The sequence below is a fragment of the Deinococcus sp. AB2017081 genome (assembly GCF_034440735.1).
Lineage (GTDB): Bacteria > Deinococcota > Deinococci > Deinococcales > Deinococcaceae > Deinococcus > Deinococcus rufus.
In genome coordinates this window covers 347827-367358 of record NZ_CP140098.1, presented here as the reverse complement: position 1 = coordinate 367358, position 19532 = coordinate 347827, and the positions used below count along the sequence as shown (strand labels likewise).

Here is a 19532-nt window from a genome sequence, read left to right as displayed (position 1 = left end):
CTCACGGCTGCACGTCGAAGGTCTGCACCCGGCTGACCAGCGTCTTGCCGCCGCTGCCACTGGCCGTCACGGTCAGGGTGTGTCGGCCGGGGGGCAGGTCGGCGGGCAGCGTGAAGCGGTACGGCAGGGCCCCGCCGACGGGGACGGCGCGGCCGTCCAGGGTCACGGTGACGCGGGTGGGCGGCTCGAAGGTGCGGAGCCACACGGCCCCCTGCACGGCCTCGCGCAGCTGCACGCGGGTGGGGAAGGGCTGCGGGACGTGGACGGTGCCGGTGCCGAACGCCGTGCGGAAGGTCTGCATGCCCAGCAGGTCACGGAACGCAGCCACCTTGGCCGGCACGCCGGGCAGGGAGTAGTCGTTGCGGCGCTGCGGCGCACGCGGCTGCACGAAGGCGCTGGTCTGCATGTCGATGTTCAGCCAGTTGATGTTCTTCACGCGCGGGTACTTCAGCGCCGCGCCCCAGTACAGTTCGCGCAGTTTCTGGGCGGCGAAGGCCGTGTAGTCCACGCCGGGGGCCGCGCCGCTGCGGTGCGCCGAGGCGTACTCGCTGACCTGGATGGGGTGCGTGCACGCATATTTCCGGTAGATGGGATCGAGCACGTCCAGCGGGTTCACGCGCAGGCCCGGCTGGGTGCGGTCGCCGTTCTGGAAGGGCACGCTGTACAGGCTCAGGCCCACCCAGTCCACGGCGTCCGGGCCGGGATAGTACGAGTCCAGCACCTCCAGCCGAGAGGGCATCATCATCCAGACCATCGCCACGTTCGGCGCGGTACGGGCCATCACGTCGTGCACCAGCCGAAATTTCGTGCGGTACAGGGCGGGGTCGCGGCTCCACTCGTTGGCGGAGTCATTGAATTCCCCGGCGAAGCGCAGGAAGATCGGCACACCGGACGCGGCGGCGGCCCGAGCGAAGGGCAGCACACTCGCCTCGGTCACCTGCCGCAGCGGGATGCCCGGCTCCAGCGCGATGTGCAGGGCCCCGCCGGCCGCCTTCACCGCCTGCGCGAGCCGGTGGGGGAAGACCTCACCCACGCCGGGCTTCAGGGTGAAGTAGCGGAAGTACACGGCCAGCGGCGTGCCGAGCTGCTGCGGCACGAGCAGGCGGCCATCCCGGCCGATGCCCTGTTCGTCCACGTAGGCCCCCAGGTACACGCCGGTCGCTGGCTCGAACTTCGCCGGGGTGGGCTGGCACGCGGGAGCGGGGGTGGACGCCGCGTTCAGGACGTACAGGGCGGCGTCCTGCCGGTAGGGCGCGGCCAGGGTCTCCAGGGCTCGGGCGGTCACGCTGTCGCCCCGCGAGCGGTAGCCCTGGATGGCGCGGTCGTAGGCCTGCGTGGCTCCGGCGAAGTCGTCCAGGCGCACGCGGGTGTCGGCCAGGGCCCGCCAGTTGGCGGCGCTGGGATTCAGCGTGGCGGCCTGGAGGAAGGCGGCGGCGGCAGCCTGGAGCTGTCCGGCCCGCAGCTGCGTCTGTCCGGCGGCGTACCACTGGTCGGCGCTGCGCGGCGTGGCCGCCAGGGCCAGCGGCAGCAGCAGCCCCACGGCAAGCAGGCCGCTGCGGAGACTCTTCATCACACTGCCCCTCACCCGTCAGATCCTAGCGGACGCCACCCACCCGGCACCACGAGATTTTCGACCCGCCCGGATGTGCGAGCATCGGGCCACGTGTCCGAGCCCCTGTCCAGTGTGCCGCCCCAGACCACCCCCATCGATCTGCCCAGCCCGGCGCTGGTCGTGCTGATCGGTGCGCCCTCGGCCGGCAAGAGCACCTTTGCGGCCCGGCACTTCGCGCCGGACGAGGTGGTGTCCGGTGACCTGGAAGCACTGCTCCGCGCCGCCCACGACCGCCTGGAACGCGGCCTGCTCACCGTCGTGGACGCCACCCTCGTGAGACCGCACGACCGCCGCCCGCTGCTGGAACTGGCCCGTGCCCACGACCTGCCGGCGGTGGCGGTGGTGCTCGACCTGCCCCGGAGCGTGCTGGAGGCCCGCAGCGCCGCCCGGCCCGGCCCGGCGGTCGACCCGGACACGATCCTGCACCAGCACGCCGAACTGCGCCGTACGCTGGGCGGCCTGCCCCATGAGGGGTTCCGGCGCGTGTGGGTGCGGCGCTCGGAGGCCGAGGTGGACGCGGCGCAGGTCACGCGGGTGCCCCTGCGCGTGGATCGGCGCGACCTGACCGGCCCCTTCGACGTGATCGGGGACGTCCACGGCTGCCTGCCGGAACTGCGCGAGCTGCTGGGCACCCTGGGCTACGGGCTGGACGGTGACCACGTCATGCCGCCCGCCGGGCACACCGCCGTGTTCCTGGGCGACCTCGTCGACCGGGGGCCGGACAGCGCCGGAGTGCTGCGGCTGGTCATGGGCATGGTCAGCGCGGGCACGGCCCTGTGCGTGCCCGGCAACCACGAGGAGAAGCTGGCGCGGGCGCTCTCGGGCCGGGCCGTCAAGCCCATGCATGGTCTGGACGCCACCCTGGCGCAGCTGGACGCGGCGGGCAGGGACTTCCAGACGCAGGTTCAGGCCTTCATCACCTCGCTGCCCCCACATCTGGTGCTGGACGGCGGGCGGCTGGTCGTCGCGCACGCGGGGCTGCCGGAGCGTTTTCAGGGGCGCACGTCCGGCCGCGTGCGGAGCTTCGCCCTGTACGGCGACGTGGACGGCACCCGCGACGAGTACGGCCTGCCGGTGCGGGGGGACTGGGCGACCGCGTATACCGGCGCGGCGCTGGTCGTGTACGGCCACACGCCGCACGTCGCGCCCCGCCGGGTGGGGAACACCGTGAACATCGACACCGGCTGCGCCTTCGGCGGGCAGCTCAGTGCGCTGCGCTATCCGGGGCAGCAGATCGTGTCGGTGCCGGCCCACGCGCAGTACACGGTGCCGGCGCGGCCACTCGCGGTGCCATAGCCAGCGGGCGGCCTCCAGCAGTGTGGAGGCCGCCCGCATTGACTTCGGAATTACTTCTTAGGGGCGTTCACCGTGATCACGGGGGACTGCCAGCGCTCCACGTGGGCGGCGTTCGCGGCGTCACCCAGCGCCTTGAGGGCCGAGATCTTCACGATGTACTGGCCGTTGGGCACGGGCTTGCGCTTGTCGTGCGTGTTGCCCACGCCGTTGTAGCCCCGGCTCCAGCTGACCTGACCGTCCCACGCGAAGGCGAAGAAGCCGGTCGCGGTGGAGTTGCGCGGCAGGTACTCGTCGGTGCTGGCGTTGAAGAACTGCGAGTGCACCGGCTGCCCGGTCGCGGCGTCCACGACATCGAGCTTGATCCAGCGGGCAAAGTGGTCGAGGTGCAGCAGGAACTGCGGGTAGTCGCTGCCCTGCATGGTGAAGGTGCTGGGTGCGCTGAGCACGTCATAGCCGGTGCCGGCGGCATTCAGCTTCGCCATGGTCTTCAGGCCGGTCAGGATGTTCAGGCTCTGGTAGTCGCCCTGGAAGCCGGCATAGGGCACGCGCAGGGTCTCGCTGCCGTTGTCCGGCGTGAATACCACGTAGCCGCCGTACACGGTCTTGGCCGCTCCGGTGGGCGTGATGGTCACGGTCACGCTGGCGCTGCTGCCGGCCGGCACGGTCACGGTGGGGGCGCTGAACGAGGCGCTCGCGCCGGGAAGCTGTGCGGTGACGGTGTAGTTTCCGGCGGTGCCGAGGGCGCCCTGGTGGCCCAGGGTGTACGTGACGGTGCCCGCGCTGCGGTTGGTCACGGTCAGTGTCTGGGTCTTGGTGCCGCCCGCGACCTCGTTCTCGCCCAGCGACAGCTTGGACGGGGTCACGCTGGCGGTGGCCTTCACGGCGTTCACGACGTTCGCCATGCCCGCGCCCTGGCGGTGCACGAAGTCCAGGAAGCCCAGGCCGGGGTTGCCGCTCCACGGCTTGGGGGTCGCGGTGTTCTGGAGCAGGCCGCGCATGTCGCCGGCGGCGATGGGTGTGCCCGCCGCCCGCTTCGCCTGGATGACCAGCGCCGAGATCCCCGCCACATGCGGCGAGGCCATGGACGTGCCGCTCAGGATGGCGTAGCCGCTCGGTTCCAGGCTCAGGGGGTACGTGGAGCGGATCAGGCCGCCGGGCGCACCGATGTCAGGCTTCAGGCCCAGCTTGGCATCCAGACCGTAGGAGCTGGAGGAATCGAGCAGGTTGCCGGTCGGGTTGGCGTAGCTGCCGCTGTTCGCCGTCCACGTCATGGTCGTGGGGCCGGCGGCGATGCGGTTGTTCAGCAGGGCGCCCTGCGTGTCCGACACGCTCACGACCGGGATGGTGATGGCGGGCGTCCCGGTGACGGTGCCGGCGAAGGGGCCAGCCGCGTTGTTGTAGATCACCACGGCCGCCGCGCCGGCGTTCTGGGCGTTCTGGGCCTTGATGTAGAAGGTGCAGCCGCCGCGCCGGATCAGCACGGCCTGCCCGGTCAGGCTGCCGGGGGCCAGCGGGGAGCAGGCGTCGGTGGCCGAGGTGGGCGTTCCCGTCTTCGCCATCGGCAGCGTGCCGGTGGTGGGCGCGGCAGGAGCACCCGTGGCGTTCTGATAGCCCATCTTCGTGCCGTCGGGGGACACCGTGAATTCGTTCAGGAACACGTGGGTGTTCATGAAGTTCGCCACGCCGATGACTTTGTCGCCCACGCCGGGGGCTCCGGCCGCGAACACGCCGCCCGTGCCGCTGTTGCCGATCGAGGCCGCGACGACCACACCGGCATCCACGAGGTTGCTCGCGGCGACGGCGCTGGGGTACTCGGGCCACGAGTTGAAGGACGCGCCGATGCTCATGTTCAGGACGTCCATGCCGTCGGCCAGGGCGCGTTCCATGGCGGCGATCATGATGTCGGAGTCGGTGCTCCCGGCGCAGCCGAACACGCGGTAGATGCCCAGTGAGGCCTGGGGGGCCACGCCCTTGACGGCCCCGCCCGCCGCCGCGATCCCGGCCACGTGCGTGCCGTGCCCGCCGCAGTCGTCCACGGTGTCCTGACCGGGCACCGGGGTGTTGGTGCCGTCGTAGGCGTCGCCCACGAAGTCGTAGCTGGCGACCACGCGGCCCGCGAAGGCGGGGTGGTCGAGATCCAGGCCGGTGTCCATGATGGCGATCTTCACGCCCTGGCCGGTCAGGCCCAGCTCGTTCTGCGCGACGTCCGCCCCGGTCTGGGCGATGGCGGTGGTCATGTCCGGCGTCTCGGCGCTGCGCTCGCCGTCGGGCATGGGCACGCTCAGCACCGGGAAGACGGCCTTCACGCCGGGCACGTCGCGCAGCTTGGCCACGTCGGCGTCCGCGACCTCGACGGACACGCCGTTCCACAGGCGCTCGAACTCCAGACGATCCTTGACCTTCAGGCCCAGGGCCTTTGCCTGGTCACGGAAGGCCTGACGCTCCTGGGCGAGCTGGGCGCGGGCACCGCCCTTGCTGGTGGGCGCACCGGCGAGTTCCACGAACCACGCGCGCGGCGTCTGGTTCTCGCTGCCGGCCGACAGGGCCTGCAGGGTGGTGTCCGGCTGGGCAGCCACCGGAGCGCGCTGGGCACCACAGGCGGCCAGCGTCAGCGAGAGCAGGGCCAGGGCAGAGGGACGGAGCAGGCGGGATACGGTCATGGAGTCTCCTGACGGTAGGACAACAGACGGCCGTCCGATGGGCGGCCTGACGATGGGGACGACAGAAACACGACGCAGTGGGTGGATGTCACGATGAAAATAAAAACTTCATGAAGCCCAATGTGTGATGCAATGCCCTTTCCTTTCCCGTTGTAAGAAAATTGTCACAGACTTTCTGATTGCCAGGTGCAACTCCGGCATCCGGAGACACGCCCGCACGACCCGGCGCCGTACCCCCCGCGCCGTGTCGGTGCTCGGGCCGTGCTCGGTGGCCTGACGGGCCCCGACAGCGTGCTGCGTTCACGTCGCTGCCCCGCCTTACCACCAGCCACGCCGCTTGAAATACACAGCGAGCACGCCGCCGACCAGCAGGAAGCTGGCCCACGCCAGGGCGTAGCCGTAGCGCCACGGCAGTTCCGGCATGTGCTGGAAGTTCATGCCCCACACGCCCGCCAGGAAGGTCAGCGGCAGGAATACCACGCTCACCGACGTCAGGGTGCGCATCACCTCGTTCATGCGCTGGCTCTGGAGGTTCAGGTGCAGGTCGAGCAGGCTGGTCAGGAAGTCGCGCAGGCTGTCGAGCCGCCCGGCGGCCCGTGTGAACGAGTCCTGGGCGTCGCGGTAGCGCACCAGATCCTGCGGGCTGCAGTCCGCGTGCCGGCCCAGCACGGCCGTCGCCTCCCGCGCGTCCGACGCGAGCCGCCGGGCCTGCGCCAGCAGATGCTTGAGCTCGAAGACCGCCGGCACCGGGTTCTCGCGGGCCTTCATGAACACGCGTTCCTCCAGCGCGTCCAGCTGCATCTCGAAGCCGCTGGCCAGCGTGAAGAAGGTGTCGGCAGTGTGGTCGAGCAGTTCGTAGGTGACCTCGTGCGGTGTGTTCACCGCGTCCCGGCCGACCAGCCCCCACACGGCATCCAGGGCGTGCGTGCTGGTGCTGCTCAGGGTCAGCACGGCATCTCTGTACACGAAGATGCTCAGCCGCTCCGTGAACTCGTCGGGCTGATCCGGGTGCGTGAACGACCGCAGCGTGATGAACTCGTGCTCCGGGTACTGTTCGGCGCGGCTCCAGTGCCCGTGCTCCAGCGCGTCCTCCAGGGCCAGCCGGTTGACGGGGAACGCGGCGCGCAGCACGGCCAGATCGTCGGCACTGGGATCGCGGCAGTCCACCCACACACCCTGGGTCTCGCCGTTCCAGTGGAGGTCGTGGCCGGTGTCCAGACGCTGGGCGCGGATCATGGCCGCATCGTAGTGCGCCGGCATGTGGCCTATCCTGAACCGCGTGACTACGTGGGCGTGGGTGATGCTGGGCGGGGCCGTGGGCGCGGCCGCCCGCTACGGCACGCAGCTGACCCTGGCCCCCCTGGTGGCCCGCACGGGCTTTCCGGTCGCGGTGCTGCTGATCAATGTCCTGGGCTCGTTCCTGCTGGGCCTGACCGTCGCCCTGGTCGGCCGGGGCGTGTGGCCCGAGGCGGCGCGGCTGGCCTTCGGCACCGGCGTGCTGGGAGCCTTCACGACCTTCAGCACCTTCAGCGTGGAGCTGGGTGATCTGCTGACCGGGGGCCGGGCCGGCAGCGCCGCCGTGTACGCGCTGCTCAGCGTGGGGCTGGGCGTGCTGGCCGCCCTGCTGGGCCGCAGCGTGGGGGAGCGCCTGTGAGCCGGGGCACCCCATGACCCGTCGCCGGAAGAAGGCCGAGGTGACCCGCCCCCCCGAACAGTTCCTGGAACTGGCCGAGGTTCTGCAGTACGTCGCGGCCGTCATCGCGCGGGGCGTGCCTGGTGCCGTGTGGGTGCGGGCCGAGGTGGCGTCGCTGACCGACCGGCGGCACCTGTACCTCGACCTCGTGCAGCTGGCCGAGGACGGCGAGATCGCCCGCTGCCGCGCCACCGTGTGGGCACGGGAACGCGCCGAGCTGGAGGGCAAGTTCCGTCGCGCCACCGGCGGTTCGCTGGAGGCCGGGCTCAAGGTCTTACTGTTCTGCACGCCGGAATTCCACCCGCAGTACGGCTTCTCGCTGCACGTGCTGGACATCGCCCCGGAGTTCACGCTGGGCGACGCGGCGGCCCGGCTGGGCGTCATGCGCGACACGCTGGTGCAGGAGGGCGTGTACGGCCTGAACCGCGCCCTGCTTGCGCCCCGCGACTACGCCCGCGTGGCCGTCGTCTCGCCCGAGGGGGCCGCCGGCCTGGGCGACTTCCGCCGCGAGACGGACGCGCTGGAGGCTGCCGGGGTGATCGAGTTCACGTATCTGCAGGCGACCTTCCAGGGCCGCGAGGCGTCCGGCAGCGTGACCCGCGCCGTCGCGCAGGCCCGCGCCCTGCACGCGGACGCGCCGCTGGACGCACTGGTCGTGATCCGGGGGGGCGGGGCCACGTCGGATCTCGCGTGGCTGAACGATCTGGACATCGCCCGCGCCGTGGCGACCTTTCCCGCGCCGGTCATCACCGGCCTGGGCCATGCCCGCGACGACACCCTGCCGGACGAGGTCGCGCACACGCGCATGGACACGCCCAGCAAGGCCGCCGCCCTGATCGTGGGCACCGTGGCGCAGGCCGCGGCCCAGGCGCAGCAGGACGCCCGCACCATCCGCGCGGCCGGAGCGCGGGCCTTCGTGGACGCCGACGCCCGGGCCCGCTGGGCCAGGGATCGTCTGGTGGGCGGCGCGGCCCGCGTGATCGACCGCCAGCGGGCCGACGTGGACGCCCTGATGCGTCAGGCGCTGGGCCTGACCCCCGAGCGCACCCTGGCGCGGGGCTACGCGCTGGTGCGGAACGCGGGGGGCGTGCCTGTCACACGCGCCGCGCAGGTACAGGCCGGGCAGTCCCTGTCCCTGGAATTCGGCGACGGCGTGGTGGACGTGCAGGCCGGCTCCCGGCGCTGACTCCACATGCACCTGTTCAGGGGCGGCACAGGCCGCGGATCAGGGCGCCCAGCGCGTCCGGCAGCGCGGTGTCCAGACGCAGGTGCAGCGCGGCGAGCCCGGTGTCGTCCAGGGCACGGCACACGGCGGGCGAGGGCTCGCTCATGGGCTGCAGCCCCGCGATGAGCGCCTGCGTGTAGGTGAGCAGCCGCCGGCCGCCGCCGTCGGGCAGGCCGGGCAGCGCGGTCTCCAGCAGGGGGACGGTCTGCGCGAGGTGCCCCGCCACCCAGGTCTTGTGGGTCAGGGCGCGTTCCGGGGTGATGTTGTGTTCCAGGATCGTGGCGAGCAGCGGAATCAGGCGGGTGAGCTCCGGGCGTTCCAGGGTCAGGGTGCCCAGGGTGCGGGCCAGGCTCTCGGGCGTGTGGGTGCCGCCCAGGAGCAGATGCCGGTCGAGGGCCGCGAACCACTCGCCGAGCAGGGTCTCGTACAGGGTGAGAAACAGGTCTTCCTTGCTGGGAAAGTAGGCAAACAGGGCCGCCTTCGTGACCCCGACCTCCGTGGCGATGGCCGCCAGGGTGAGGTCGGGATAGCGGTAGGTCTGCCACAGGTTCCGGGCCGCGCTGAGGATCTGGTCGCGGCGTTCGCGTTTGGCTTCGTCGCTTCGTGCGCGGACATTGAAAACCATGGGTCAATGGTAGCAGCCGCTCGTCGGAAGGATCGGGGCACGAGGCTGCCGAAGATGAAGCCGCATACATCGCGTGCGGCGTTGCGGCGGAGTTGACATACTAAACCTGGGTTAGTTATCGTTTACTGACCGTCGGTGAGTTCCATGGGCCACGGAAGGAGCCATCATGAGCCACACCCCGCAGACCGCCCCCCGGCCGACCGCTCTCGTCACTGGAGCCAGCGGCGGGATCGGTGAGGCCATCGCCCGTCAGCTCGCCGCCCGCCACATGGATCTGATCCTGACCGCCCGCAGTGCGGACAGACTCCACGACCTGGCCACCGATCTGAGCACACGGCACGGCATTCAGGCCCATGTCGTGCCGCTCGACCTCGCCCGCCAGGACGCCGCGGCCACCCTGGAGCAGCACGTCCGGGTTCTGGGCCTGGCGGTGGACGTCCTCGTGAACAACGCCGGATTCGCCGATTACGGCGAGTTCCACACCCTGGAACGCACCCGGCAGCTGGAGATGATCCAGGTGAACGTCAGCGTCCTGACCGACCTCACGCACCGCTTCCTGCCGGGCATGGTGGCGCGCGGGCGCGGCCGGGTGCTGAACATCGCCAGCACCGCCGCGTTCCTGCCGGGCCCGCTCATGGCCGTGTACTACGCCACCAAGGCCTATGTCCTGAGCTTCAGCGAGGCCGTGAACGAGGAACTGCGCGGCACCGGTGTGCACGTCACGGCCGCGTGTCCCGGCCCGGTCGCCACCGGCTTCCAGGCCGCCGCACAGATGGAGGGCAGCCGCCTGCTCGCCTCGGCGGCCGGGCAGCGCGTCATCATGACGCCCGACGCGGTCGCCACCGAGGCCATTGACGCCATGCTGCGTGGCCAGCCCGTGCGCGTCATCGGCCTGATGAACCGCGTGCAGGCCTTCCTGCCCAGGCTCATCCCGCGCAGTATCCTCCCCAGGATCGTGAAACAGGCGCAGGCTCGCGCGCAGTGACCGGCCCGGCCGCGCTCAGAAGGAGTCGATGACCGTCACGCCGGTGCCAGTGAAGGCGTCCATACCGGTCAGGGCGTCCGCCGCGCCGTCCAGGCCGATGCGCTGGCCGATCAGCGCGGCCGGATTCAGCACGCCGCGCCCGATCATGCCGAGCAGCTCGGGGTAGGCGTGCGCGGCCATGCCGTGGCTGCCCAGCAGTTCCAGTTCCCGCGCGATCACGCGGTCCATCGGCACCGGCGGCTGCGCGTGATCGGCCAGCAGCAGTCCGACCTGCACGTGGCGGCCCCGCGTGCGCAGGCCCAGCACCGAGTTCCGCAGCGTCTGCGGGTGTCCCAGGGCGTCCAGCGACAGGTGGGCCCCGCCATCCGTGACCTCCATGATCGCGGCCGGGACATCCGGGGTGGTGCGGCCGTTCACGGTGACCTCGGCTCCCAGCCGGGCGGCCAGGGCCAGGCGCTCGTCGTCGATGTCCACGGCGATCACCCGGCCACCCAGGGCCTGGGCGATCATGACCGCCGACAGGCCCACGCCGCCGCAGCCGTGAACCGCCACCCACTCGCCGCCCCGCAGCCGCCCCTGCTGCGACACCGCCCGGAAGGACGTGGCGAAGCGGCACCCCAGGCTGGCTGCCGTGGCGAAGTCCATCGCGTCCGGCAGCCGCACGAGGTTCTGGTCGGCGTAGCCCAGCGCCACGAACTGCGCGAACGAGCCCCAGTGCGTGAATCCCGGCTGGAACTGTGCGTGGCACACCTGCTGCTGCCCGGCGCGGCACGGTTCGCAGCGCCCGCACCCGGCCACGAACGGCACCGTGACCCGGTCACCCACCCGGAACGACGTGACCTGAGCCCCCACCGCGACGATGGTGCCCGCCAGTTCATGGCCGGGCACGTGAGGCAGGCGGATGTCCGGGTCGTGGCCCATCCAGCCGTGCCAGTCGCTGCGGCACACGCCGCTCGCCCCGACCTGCACCACCACGCCGTCCGGGGTGGGAACCGGGTCGGGCACGGTCTCGATGGTGGGCCGGGCACCGAACGCCTCGTAGACCAGGGCACGCATGCCCGTGACAGTAGCAGTCCCCGTTTAGCCCCGCTTCAGGGTGCACGTGCCGGTTGCGCCCAGCACACCGCGCAGCGTGTCCAGCCGCACCGTCCAGTCCAGCGTCTGGGCCAGGTTCAGCATGGTGCCGGGCAGTCCCTGCACCAGCAGGCCATTGGCCGTGCGCCACCCCGGCCCCCCCGGTTCGACCGCGCACACGGTCACCCGCGCGTCCGGCCGGTTGCCCAGCGCCTCCGAGCCGTCGACCAGCACGACCAGCCGCTCGCCAGGGCCGGCCAGAACGCCCGAGACACCCGCCACCGCGCCGTCTGCCACGTACTCCCAGTGACCATCGGCCGCGAGCCGTCCGCTGCCCGCCAGCCGGTGGTGCCGTGCCAGGATCGTGCCGTCCAGCGTGGTGCCGTTCAGGGTGAACAGGTCGCCGGCGTGGAAGGGTTCACGCGGCGGCGTGTACGCGCACGCGCTCAGGACGAGGCCCAGCAGCAGCACGCGGATCATGCGGAGTCCCGTGTCATGTCACCTCCAGCATACGGAAGGGCACGCCCCGGCACCGGCCCATCGCCACTCTGTTCCATGTAGAATAGAGGTCGCTGTTACGTTATGAGCGCATCCCTCCCCAGCATGCTCCGGTCACGGGGGTGTCCTCGATGCATCGTCTATCAGCAGGGGGAGGAGCCATGAAACTGCTACTCACATCCGGCGGAGTCAGCAACGCGAGCATCCGGGACGCGCTGATCGAACTTCTGGGCAAGCCGATCTCTGAGTGCAGCGCCCTGTGCATTCCCACCGCCGAGTACGGCCACCCGTGGTGTACGCCGCAGTCGGCGTGGCGCTTCATCGCCGGGCGCTCGCCGGCGCCCATGTGCGACCTGGGCTGGTCGTCCGTGGGCGTGCTGGAACTGCTGGCGCTGCCCAGCATCGGGGCCGGGCGCTGGGTGCCGTGGGTCCAGGCGGCCGACGTGCTGCTGGTCGACGGCGGTGACGCCATGTTCCTGGCCCACTGGATGCGCGAGTCCGGGCTGCTCGATCTCCTGCCGTCGCTGGCCGACAAGGTCTGGGTGGGCGTCAGTGCCGGCAGCATGGTCATGACCCCCCGCATCGGGGACGACTTCGTGAGCTGGAGGCCGCCCGGCGGGAGCGACCGCACGCTGGGCCTCGTGGACTTCTCGATCTTCCCGCACCTGGAGCACCCAGACATGCCGCACAACACCCTGGCGGCCGCCGAACGCTGGGCGCAGGCCATCGCAGGGCCGTGCTACGCCCTGGATGACCAGAGTGCCATCGTCGTGGCAGACGGCTCCACCCGCGTCGTCTCCGAGGGACAGTGGAGACAGCTCAGGGAATAGTTCAGCGGCCCGCGTCGTCGCCGGTCGCCACGGGCCGCGCGTCGTCGCTGATCCAGTCGCTCCATGACCCGGCATACAGGCGGTTGTCCGGCCCCAGCGGCACGCCCGCCAGTTCCCGCGCCAGCAGGTTCGGGGTGGCGCTCACGCCGCTGCCGCAGTACGTGACGGTCGGCGCGTCCCCGGTGTCCAGCCGGGTGGCCTGCTCCGTGCCGGCCCGCCAGTGGCCGCCCTCGTCCAGCGCCCCGGCCCACTCGCGGTTCACGGCCCCCGGAATATGTCCGGCCTTCCTGTCGATGGGCTCGACCTCGCCCCGGTACCGGGCCGGGGCGCGGGAGTCGATCAGCAGGGTGCCCGCCGGGCGCTGCTGCACGTCCTGCGCGGTGGCGACCAGATCGGCGCGGACATGGGGGGTGAAGGTCGCCGGGCTCACGTCGGGATCCTCGGTACTGACCTCACCCCTAGCCGCGACCCACGCGGGCCACCCGCCGTCCAGCACGCTGACCTGCGCGTGCCCCAGCCAGCGCAGCAGCCACCACGCCCTCGCCGCGTAGAAGCCCTGCCCGGTACTGGGATCGTCGTAGCACACGACTACGCTGTCGTTCCCGATACCCACGCTGCCCAGCCACGCCGCCAGGGTCTCGGGGTCAGGCAGCGGGTGCCGGCCGCCCGCACCGTCCTCGGCCAGGGGGCCGCTCAGGTCGGTCTCCAGATCTGCGTACACCGCCCCCGGCACGTGTCCGCCCAGATAGGCGATCCGCCCGGTCAGCGGATCACTCAGCGCGTAGCGGCAGTCCAGCACCCGCACATTCGCGTCGTTCAGGTGGGCGCGCAGCCAGTCGGCGCTCGTCAGGGGAGAGGAGGGAGGCATCGTCATGCCCGGCAGGCTACACCCGCCGCCCGGAATCGACACACGCGCATGAAGACAGGCCAAAACGAAAAACCCGCCCTTCGCGGACGGTGATAAGATAAATATAGCGTTATATACGGCGGCTGTCAAATCCATGCAGTCGTGTCGGAAAACAGCGTGTAGATGGGGTTTCTGCAGGGGGGCGGCTGCTCCAGTTGCATAGCAACAAGCAGCGCCTGCCGGGAGAGGCAATAAAAAAGCCGCCTCGTCGGCGGTGATAAGAAAAAGATAGCGTCATATCCAGCTGGTGTCAAATCTATGCGCCGGCACCGAAATAGGCCGTCCTGTACGCTATCTGGGCCAGGGTCGCCGGAGTGGTTCTGCATATGCTGACGGCTGAATCTGCCCGAATGGTACGGAGTCGAGGGGTGGGACGTGGTGCAGGGGGCGGCGGGCGAACCCCTCAGTCGGCTTCGCCGCCAGCTCCCCTCAAGGGGAGCCAACGAGCCCATCCTTGCTTTCCCCTGAGGTGCCCCGAATGGGCGGGGCGGACTCGCAGAGTGCGCAGCGAGGGGTTTGCACGCCGCATCACCGGAACTGCCGGCCTGACGTTGCGGTCGCTCTACCCAACCGTGCCTCCCGCTCCCCACGCCATACCCCCATCCTGTACACTGGAACGTCTATGCCTGCGACCTCAGCGTGAGGGCAGGTTTCGGCGGTTCCCCCTGACGCCGGGGTGAGCCGACACCGTAAGGAGCGTCTTCATGCACCCAGACTCCAGTCTTCCGGCCCACGTGGCCCGGGTGTGCCTACAGACTTCCGTCTGGGTACATCATCTCCTTCTCGCTCCGCTCGCCGCCCGTGCGGGCGTGGAGGCTTTCCATGCATAAAGTAGCCATTGTGGGCCGACCGAACGTCGGCAAGTCCAGCCTGTTCAACCGCCTGGTCGGCCGCCGGGACGCGGTCGTCGCGGATTTCCCCGGCGTGACCCGTGACGCCAAGGAAGGGCTGATGCTGCATCAGAACCACCGGATCGTCCTGATCGACACGGGCGGGCTGTGGAGCGGCGACGAGTGGGAGCAGGCCATCCGCGAGAAGGCCGAGTGGGCCATGGAAGGGGCGCAGGCCGTGATGTTCGTGCTCGACCCCCGCGAGGGCCTGTCGGCCGCCGACTACGAGGTCGCCGAGTGGCTGCGCCGCCTGGGCAAGCCCGTGATCGTCGTGGCGAACAAGATCGACAGTCCCAAACACGACGTCTACATGGCCGAACTGTGGGGTCTGGGCTTCGGCGATCCCGTGCCGGTCAGCGCCGAGCACGCCCGTGGCCTGGACGACCTGCTCGACCGCGTCATGGAGCACCTGCCCGAGGACGACGAGGACGTGCCGGAGATCGCGCCGATCCGCATCTCGCTGATCGGGCGGCCGAACGTGGGCAAGTCCAGCCTGCTGAACGCCATCACGCAGAGCGACCGCGCCATCGTGGCCGATCAGCCGGGCACCACCCGCGACAGTCTGGACGTGGAATGGGACTACGGCGGGCAGCGCTTCGTGCTGGTCGACACTGCCGGGATCCGCAAGAAGCCCGACACGGCCATCGAGGACTACGCCATCCAGCGCTCGCAGGCCGCCATCGCCCGCTCGGATCTGATCTGGCTGGTCGTGAATGCCACCGAACTGGGCGACCACGAGCTGAAACTCGCCAATCTGGCGTACGACAGCGGCAAGCCCGTGATCGTCGTGGTGAACAAGTGGGACCTCGTGCCCGACGATGAACTCAAGCGCACCGAGAAGGATCTGAACCAGAAGCTGCACCACATCAGCTACGCGCCGCGCGTGTACACCAGCGCGATCAACGACTACGGCATCCACGACATGCTGGCCGAGGCCATGAAGCTGCACGAGAAGTGGCAGGGCCGCATTCCCACGGCGGAACTGAACCGCTGGCTGGAGGTCTGGCAGATGCGTCAGGCGGTGCCGAACTTCCACGGCAAGAAGCTCAAGATGTACTTCATGACGCAGGTCGAGACCGCGCCGCCGACCTTCGCGATCTTCTGCAACCGCGCCGACTTCGTGACCCGCGCCTACGAGGGCTTCCTCCAGAACCGCATCCGCGAGGATCTGGATCTGGCGGGCATCCCCGTGCGCCTGAAGTGGAAGGAGAAGGGGCCGTACAAGCGCGGCCAGAAGAACGAGGAGGCCGAGGCCTGATCAGCGCGAGGGGGGCAGGTCACGAGCCTGCCCCCCACCTGCTTACGGCTGGTAGGTCTTGGTCACGCCGCCCCAGCCGGGCAGGGTCTGGGCACGGTAGAACACCAGGCTGATCGGCAGGTTCGAGCCGCTGGCCGGCACGAAGTCGATGTTCAGGGTGTCCGAGGCGGCCCGCCACATCAGGGTGGGCGCTCCGGGATTCAGGGCGGTGCCGGTGCGCGGCAGCTTGATGGCCTGCACGATCGGGCCGTCGGTGATGTGCATGGCCCCCCGGTACAGGCCGCCGCGCGGGCTCAGGGCCACGGCGCTGCCGGCCGCGCCGGTGACCTCCAGGTCGTACAGCACGCCGTAGTTGCCGGCCAGGGTCACGCTCTGGCCGGTCAGGACGTCGGTGCCGGTCAGGGCCGGATCGAGCTGCCCGTCCCCGATGGTGATGCGCGTGGGCAGTGCCCCAAGAGAGACGCGCAGGTGCCGCACGGCGTCCGGGAAGGTGCCGCGCACGTGGCGGCCGTCGGGCTTCAGGTACGGCAACTGCTGCGCGACCTGGGCGGTGGGCGGCAGGGTGTCCTCCAGCATCAAGATGGTCAGTTCCACGCTGCCGGTGGCCTCCAGATCCTGCATGACGTTCACGCCGCTGCCGGGATTCAGGGTGGGGCTGGCGTACACGGCGGCCGTCTGCCCCGGCGCGAGGCTCAGGGTGGGGCCGCCCTGGGACGCGAAGTATTCCATCAGCGTGACCTGGCCGAGCGTACCCTCGATCCGGGTGGGGGCAGTCTCGCCCAGGCGCCGGGTGTGGACGTCCACGGGCCGCGCCCCCAGGTTGCGGGCCAGCACGTACAGCCGGGCGGGGCGGCCCAGACCGTTGAGGTGGTACGCCAGCACCCGCGCCCGGCCGGTGACGGTGTCCTGATACAGCACGCCGCTGGTGGTGGGCACCTCGGGGCTGTCACTGAAGATCAGGGGCGCGGTGTCGCCGCCGACCGGCGTGGGCCGCGCGGCCGGATACGACAGCACCTGCGCGTCCGGGAAGGCGTCGCCGGGCAGCGCGTACTTCAGCGCGTAGGTCAGCGGTGTGTCGATGGGATTGCCCTCGACCCGGATGGTGCGCGTGTAGGGTGGGCTCTGCAGGCCCCGGCTGTTCGTGACGCTCAGGGTGACCGTGTACGTGCCCGGCTGGAAGTACGCCTCCTGCCGCCCGGCCCAGCGGCGCGAGGTGATGTCCGCGCCGTCCGGATCAAAGGCATACTCGGTGTACACGACCCGCTCGCCCGGCGCGTACACGGCCTTGTCGGTCGAGAAGCGGGCCTGCGGGCTCAGGGGATTGCCGCCGTCGCGCAGCGCGGTCAGGGTCAGGGTGCGGCCCGAATCGTCGGCCGCGACCAGATTGGCGTTCAGGGCATCGGCCAGGGTGCGCACGCTGATATACAGCACGCCCCCCACGGTGGCGACCGTGCCCGCCGGCTGGGCGGCGCCGCCCAGGGCCGCCGAGCTGGTGCGGGTGTCCACACTCAGGCGCCCCAGCTGCACCGCGCCGCCCTGGCCGCCCGGACTGATGGGGCGGCCCAGCAGCGCCGCCGCCTCCCGCAGGGGCAGCATGGTGCGGCCTCCGATCACGCGCGGGGGATTCGTCCACCCGCCGGTCTCGCCGTTCACGTATGCGGCGGGCTGGTCGACCGAGAAGGTCAGCTGCACCGAACCCGCCGAGATCGGCGCGGCGCTGGCCACGGCGGTGGCGGCGACCAGTCCGGCCGCCAGCCCCAGCAGTGTGCCGCCCTGAGCAGGCGGCAGCAGCAGGCACAGCGCAGTCAGGAGGGCCGGACTTCGGTGCCGGTGGGCGTGGTTCTGGCGGCGTCGGACTTCAGACAGCATGCCGACGAGTATGACGTGCGAATCTGACAGCTTTCTGCCCGGAATGTCCCGTGGGCCCTGTGCCACGCGCGGTTCACCCCCCGTGGAGCAAGGAAGGGTGAACGCCGCTCCGTGCCCCCGGAGTGGGGGCCTCCGTCGCAGTCGGGTGCAGCGGTGCAGGCATACACTGGGGCATGACTGAGCGTGCGGGTGTGTCCTCGTGAAACGTCCCATGTGGATGTGGGGCCTGTTCGCGGGAGCCGTGGTGCTGCTGGTGCTGGCCTTCGCACTGCCCCGGAACACGGGCAATGGCCTGGATCTCACGGATTTCACGGCGGCCCTGCGGCGCGGCGAGGTCGCCGAGGCCCGCATCTCGGCGCAGAACGGCACGCTGGCGCTGAGCGGCCGGCTGCGAGACGGCCAGGAATACCAGACCCGCACCCTGGCCAGCGACCCGGTCGTCAAACTCGATGCGCTCCAGGCGGCGGGGGTCAACGTGTCGTATCTGCCCCCGGCCCGCCTGAGCGTGCTGGGCGTGCTGAGCATCCTGCTGACCCTGGCCCTGATCGTGGGGCTGGTCATCGTGCTGCTGCGCAGCCGACAGGGGAGCGGGACGGACGCTGCCGGAACCTTCGGGAAGTCGAAGGCGGCGGTGATCGCGGAGGGGCAGATCAAGCTGTCCTTCCAGGACGTCGCCGGCTGCGACGAGGCCAAGGCCGACCTCCAGGAAGTCGTCGACTTCCTGCGCTCCCCCGACAAGTACCACTCCCTCGGCGCCCGCATCCCCCACGGCGTCCTCCTCGTCGGCCCCCCCGGCAGTGGGAAGACCCTCCTCGCCAAGGCCGTCGCCGGCGAGGCCAAAGTCCCGTACTTCAGTATTTCCGGGTCGGATTTCGTCGAGATGTTCGTCGGCGTCGGGGCCGCCCGCGTCCGCGACCTCTTCGAGCAGGCCCGCAAGTCCGCGCCGTGCATCGTCTTCATCGACGAGATCGACGCCGTCGGGAGAAAACGCGGCATCAGTGTGCAGGGCGGCAACGACGAACGCGAACAGACCCTCAATCAGCTGCTCGTCGAGATGGACGGCTTCGGCTCCGGACAGGAGGTCATCATCCTGGCCGCCACCAACCGCCCCGACGTGCTGGACGCCGCGCTGCTGCGTCCCGGGCGGTTTGACCGGCAGGTGGTGGTGGATGCGCCGGACGTGCGGGGGCGGGAGATGATCCTGCGGATCCACGCGCGCAAGAAGCCGCTGGACGCGTCGGTGGATCTGGGGGTGGTGGCGCGGCGCACGGCGGGGATGGTGGGAGCGGATCTGGAGAACCTGCTGAACGAGGCCGCGCTGCTGGCGGCGCGGAGTGGGCGCAACCGGATCACGGCGCGGGACGTGGACGAGGCCAGAGACCGGGTGCTGATGGGGCCGGAACGGCGGTCGCTGGTGGTGCGGGAAGCCGACCGGACAGTCACGGCGTACCACGAGGTCGGCCATGCCCTCGCCGCGCAGCTGCTGCCGCACGCCGACAAGGCGCACAAGCTGACCATCGTGCCGCGTGGCCGCAGCCTGGGCAGCGCCCTGTACACCCCGGAAGACCGCATGCACCACACCCGCACGGCACTGCTCGACCGCATCTGTGTGGCCCTGGCCGGCCACGCCGCCGAGCAGGTCGCCACCGGGCAGATCACGACCGGAGCCGCGAACGACTTCCAGCAGGCCACCAACCTGGCCCGGCGCATGGTCACCGAGTGGGGCATGAGCGAGGTCGGGCAGCTGGCGCTGGCGCAGGACGGCGGCAACTATCTGGGCTACGGGCCGCAGCAGGGCAACTACAGCGACCACACCGCCGCGCAGATCGACGCGGAGCTGGGGCACATCCTGAACGGGCAGTACGAGCGGGCCCTGAAGCTGCTGGGCGAGCACGCCCACCTGCTGCACCGCCTGACCGACGAACTCGTGGCCCGCGAGTCCCTGAGCGGCGAGGAGCTGCAGACCATCATGGCCGGCGGCACCCTGCCCCCCCTGGAAGGCGCCACCCGCAGCAGCGAGGACGACAGCGGCGCCCCCACCGGCCGCCTGACACCCGGCCCGGCCTGATACCCGGCCTGGCCTGATACCCGGGCACACCGATGACCCGCT

General features: G+C 70.7%; 15 protein-coding genes. 7 read left to right on the top strand and 8 right to left on the bottom strand.

From position 1 onward, the window contains the following. Position 1: 1 nt before the first annotated feature. Positions 2-1570, bottom strand: coding sequence for a hypothetical protein (locus tag U2P90_RS01760; RefSeq protein ID WP_322473530.1), 1569 nt, complete (start codon positions 1568-1570; stop codon positions 2-4). A gap of 93 nt (positions 1571-1663) precedes the next feature. Here U2P90_RS01760 and U2P90_RS01755 point away from each other — a divergent pair, with 93 nt between their 5' ends. Further along, the gene (locus U2P90_RS01755) at positions 1664-2908 is read left to right on the top strand and encodes an AAA family ATPase (RefSeq protein ID WP_322473529.1); all 1245 of its coding nucleotides are present in this window, start codon (positions 1664-1666) and stop codon (positions 2906-2908) included. Positions 2909-2958: 50 nt separating this feature from the next. On the opposite strand, the gene U2P90_RS01750 is transcribed toward U2P90_RS01755, so the two are convergent. Next, entirely contained in the window at positions 2959-5568 is a 2610-nt protein-coding gene (locus U2P90_RS01750) for a S8 family serine peptidase (protein ID WP_322473528.1), read from the bottom strand. 318 nt (positions 5569-5886) lie between these two features. Then, complete coding sequence (locus U2P90_RS01745; RefSeq protein WP_322473527.1) at positions 5887-6804, bottom strand: magnesium transporter CorA family protein; 918 nt, start codon at positions 6802-6804, stop codon at positions 5887-5889. 64 nt (positions 6805-6868) lie between these two features. Here U2P90_RS01745 and crcB point away from each other — a divergent pair, with 64 nt between their 5' ends. Then, entirely contained in the window at positions 6869-7222 is a 354-nt protein-coding gene (gene crcB / locus U2P90_RS01740) for a fluoride efflux transporter CrcB (protein WP_295819099.1), read from the top strand. 13 nt (positions 7223-7235) lie between these two features. Further along, positions 7236-8447: an exodeoxyribonuclease VII large subunit gene (gene xseA, locus U2P90_RS01735; protein ID WP_322473526.1), complete on the top strand. Its 1212-nt coding sequence runs from the start codon at positions 7236-7238 to the stop codon at positions 8445-8447. Between the two features lie 16 nt (positions 8448-8463). Here the strand turns inward: xseA and U2P90_RS01730 are convergent, their stop codons facing one another. Next, the gene (locus U2P90_RS01730; protein ID WP_322473525.1) at positions 8464-9111 is read right to left on the bottom strand and encodes a TetR/AcrR family transcriptional regulator; all 648 of its coding nucleotides are present in this window, start codon (positions 9109-9111) and stop codon (positions 8464-8466) included. A 166-nt stretch (positions 9112-9277) separates the two neighbouring features. On the opposite strand from U2P90_RS01730, the gene U2P90_RS01725 reads away from it, so the two are divergent. Then, positions 9278-10096 (top strand): SDR family NAD(P)-dependent oxidoreductase, encoded by an 819-nt coding sequence (locus U2P90_RS01725; protein WP_322473524.1) that lies wholly within the window; start codon positions 9278-9280, stop codon positions 10094-10096. A gap of 15 nt (positions 10097-10111) precedes the next feature. On the opposite strand, the gene U2P90_RS01720 is transcribed toward U2P90_RS01725, so the two are convergent. Further along, positions 10112-11152: a zinc-dependent alcohol dehydrogenase family protein gene (locus tag U2P90_RS01720; RefSeq protein ID WP_322473523.1), complete on the bottom strand. Its 1041-nt coding sequence runs from the start codon at positions 11150-11152 to the stop codon at positions 10112-10114. A 24-nt stretch (positions 11153-11176) separates the two neighbouring features. Continuing rightward, positions 11177-11650 (bottom strand): hypothetical protein, encoded by a 474-nt coding sequence (locus U2P90_RS01715; protein WP_322473522.1) that lies wholly within the window; start codon positions 11648-11650, stop codon positions 11177-11179. A gap of 179 nt (positions 11651-11829) precedes the next feature. Between U2P90_RS01715 and U2P90_RS01710 the strand changes: the two genes are divergently transcribed. Beyond that, positions 11830-12498 carry a Type 1 glutamine amidotransferase-like domain-containing protein gene (locus U2P90_RS01710; RefSeq protein WP_322473521.1) on the top strand — a complete coding sequence of 223 codons (669 nt, stop codon included), beginning with the start codon at positions 11830-11832 and terminating at the stop codon, positions 12496-12498. A gap of 1 nt (position 12499) precedes the next feature. Here the strand turns inward: U2P90_RS01710 and U2P90_RS01705 are convergent, their stop codons facing one another. Next, the gene (locus U2P90_RS01705) at positions 12500-13366 is read right to left on the bottom strand and encodes a sulfurtransferase (RefSeq protein WP_380102300.1); all 867 of its coding nucleotides are present in this window, start codon (positions 13364-13366) and stop codon (positions 12500-12502) included. A gap of 861 nt (positions 13367-14227) precedes the next feature. Between U2P90_RS01705 and der the strand changes: the two genes are divergently transcribed. Continuing rightward, entirely contained in the window at positions 14228-15553 is a 1326-nt protein-coding gene (der, locus tag U2P90_RS01700; RefSeq protein WP_295823291.1) for a ribosome biogenesis GTPase Der, read from the top strand. Positions 15554-15595: 42 nt separating this feature from the next. Here der and U2P90_RS01695 read toward each other — a convergent pair whose 3' ends face one another. Beyond that, positions 15596-17422, bottom strand: a complete 1827-nt coding sequence (locus U2P90_RS01695) for a stalk domain-containing protein (protein WP_322473519.1) — start codon at positions 17420-17422, stop codon at positions 15596-15598. A 199-nt stretch (positions 17423-17621) separates the two neighbouring features. Here U2P90_RS01695 and ftsH point away from each other — a divergent pair, with 199 nt between their 5' ends. Further along, complete coding sequence (ftsH, locus tag U2P90_RS01690) at positions 17622-19490, top strand: ATP-dependent zinc metalloprotease FtsH (RefSeq protein WP_322473518.1); 1869 nt, start codon at positions 17622-17624, stop codon at positions 19488-19490. Positions 19491-19532 lie beyond the last annotated feature (42 nt).

Excerpts from the sequence above, each read along its gene's own strand:
- der (WP_295823291.1), top strand. The coding sequence starts at position 14,228 with ATGCATAAAGTAGCCATTGTGGGCCGACCGAACGTCGGCAAGTCCAGC.
- U2P90_RS01730 (WP_322473525.1), bottom strand. The coding sequence starts at position 9,111 with ATGGTTTTCAATGTCCGCGCACGAAGCGACGAAGCCAAACGCGAACGC.
- U2P90_RS01710 (WP_322473521.1), top strand. The coding sequence starts at position 11,830 with ATGAAACTGCTACTCACATCCGGCGGAGTCAGCAACGCGAGCATCCGG.
- xseA (WP_322473526.1), top strand. The coding sequence starts at position 7,236 with ATGACCCGTCGCCGGAAGAAGGCCGAGGTGACCCGCCCCCCCGAACAG.
- U2P90_RS01720 (WP_322473523.1), bottom strand. The coding sequence starts at position 11,152 with ATGCGTGCCCTGGTCTACGAGGCGTTCGGTGCCCGGCCCACCATCGAG.
- U2P90_RS01745 (WP_322473527.1), bottom strand. The coding sequence starts at position 6,804 with ATGATCCGCGCCCAGCGTCTGGACACCGGCCACGACCTCCACTGGAAC.
- U2P90_RS01725 (WP_322473524.1), top strand. The coding sequence starts at position 9,278 with ATGAGCCACACCCCGCAGACCGCCCCCCGGCCGACCGCTCTCGTCACT.
- U2P90_RS01695 (WP_322473519.1), bottom strand. The coding sequence starts at position 17,422 with ATGCTGTCTGAAGTCCGACGCCGCCAGAACCACGCCCACCGGCACCGA.
- crcB (WP_295819099.1), top strand. The coding sequence starts at position 6,869 with ATGCTGGGCGGGGCCGTGGGCGCGGCCGCCCGCTACGGCACGCAGCTG.
- U2P90_RS01705 (WP_380102300.1), bottom strand. The coding sequence starts at position 13,366 with ATGCCTCCCTCCTCTCCCCTGACGAGCGCCGACTGGCTGCGCGCCCAC.
- U2P90_RS01760 (WP_322473530.1), bottom strand. The coding sequence starts at position 1,570 with ATGAAGAGTCTCCGCAGCGGCCTGCTTGCCGTGGGGCTGCTGCTGCCG.
- U2P90_RS01750 (WP_322473528.1), bottom strand. The coding sequence starts at position 5,568 with ATGACCGTATCCCGCCTGCTCCGTCCCTCTGCCCTGGCCCTGCTCTCG.
- U2P90_RS01715 (WP_322473522.1), bottom strand. The coding sequence starts at position 11,650 with ATGATCCGCGTGCTGCTGCTGGGCCTCGTCCTGAGCGCGTGCGCGTAC.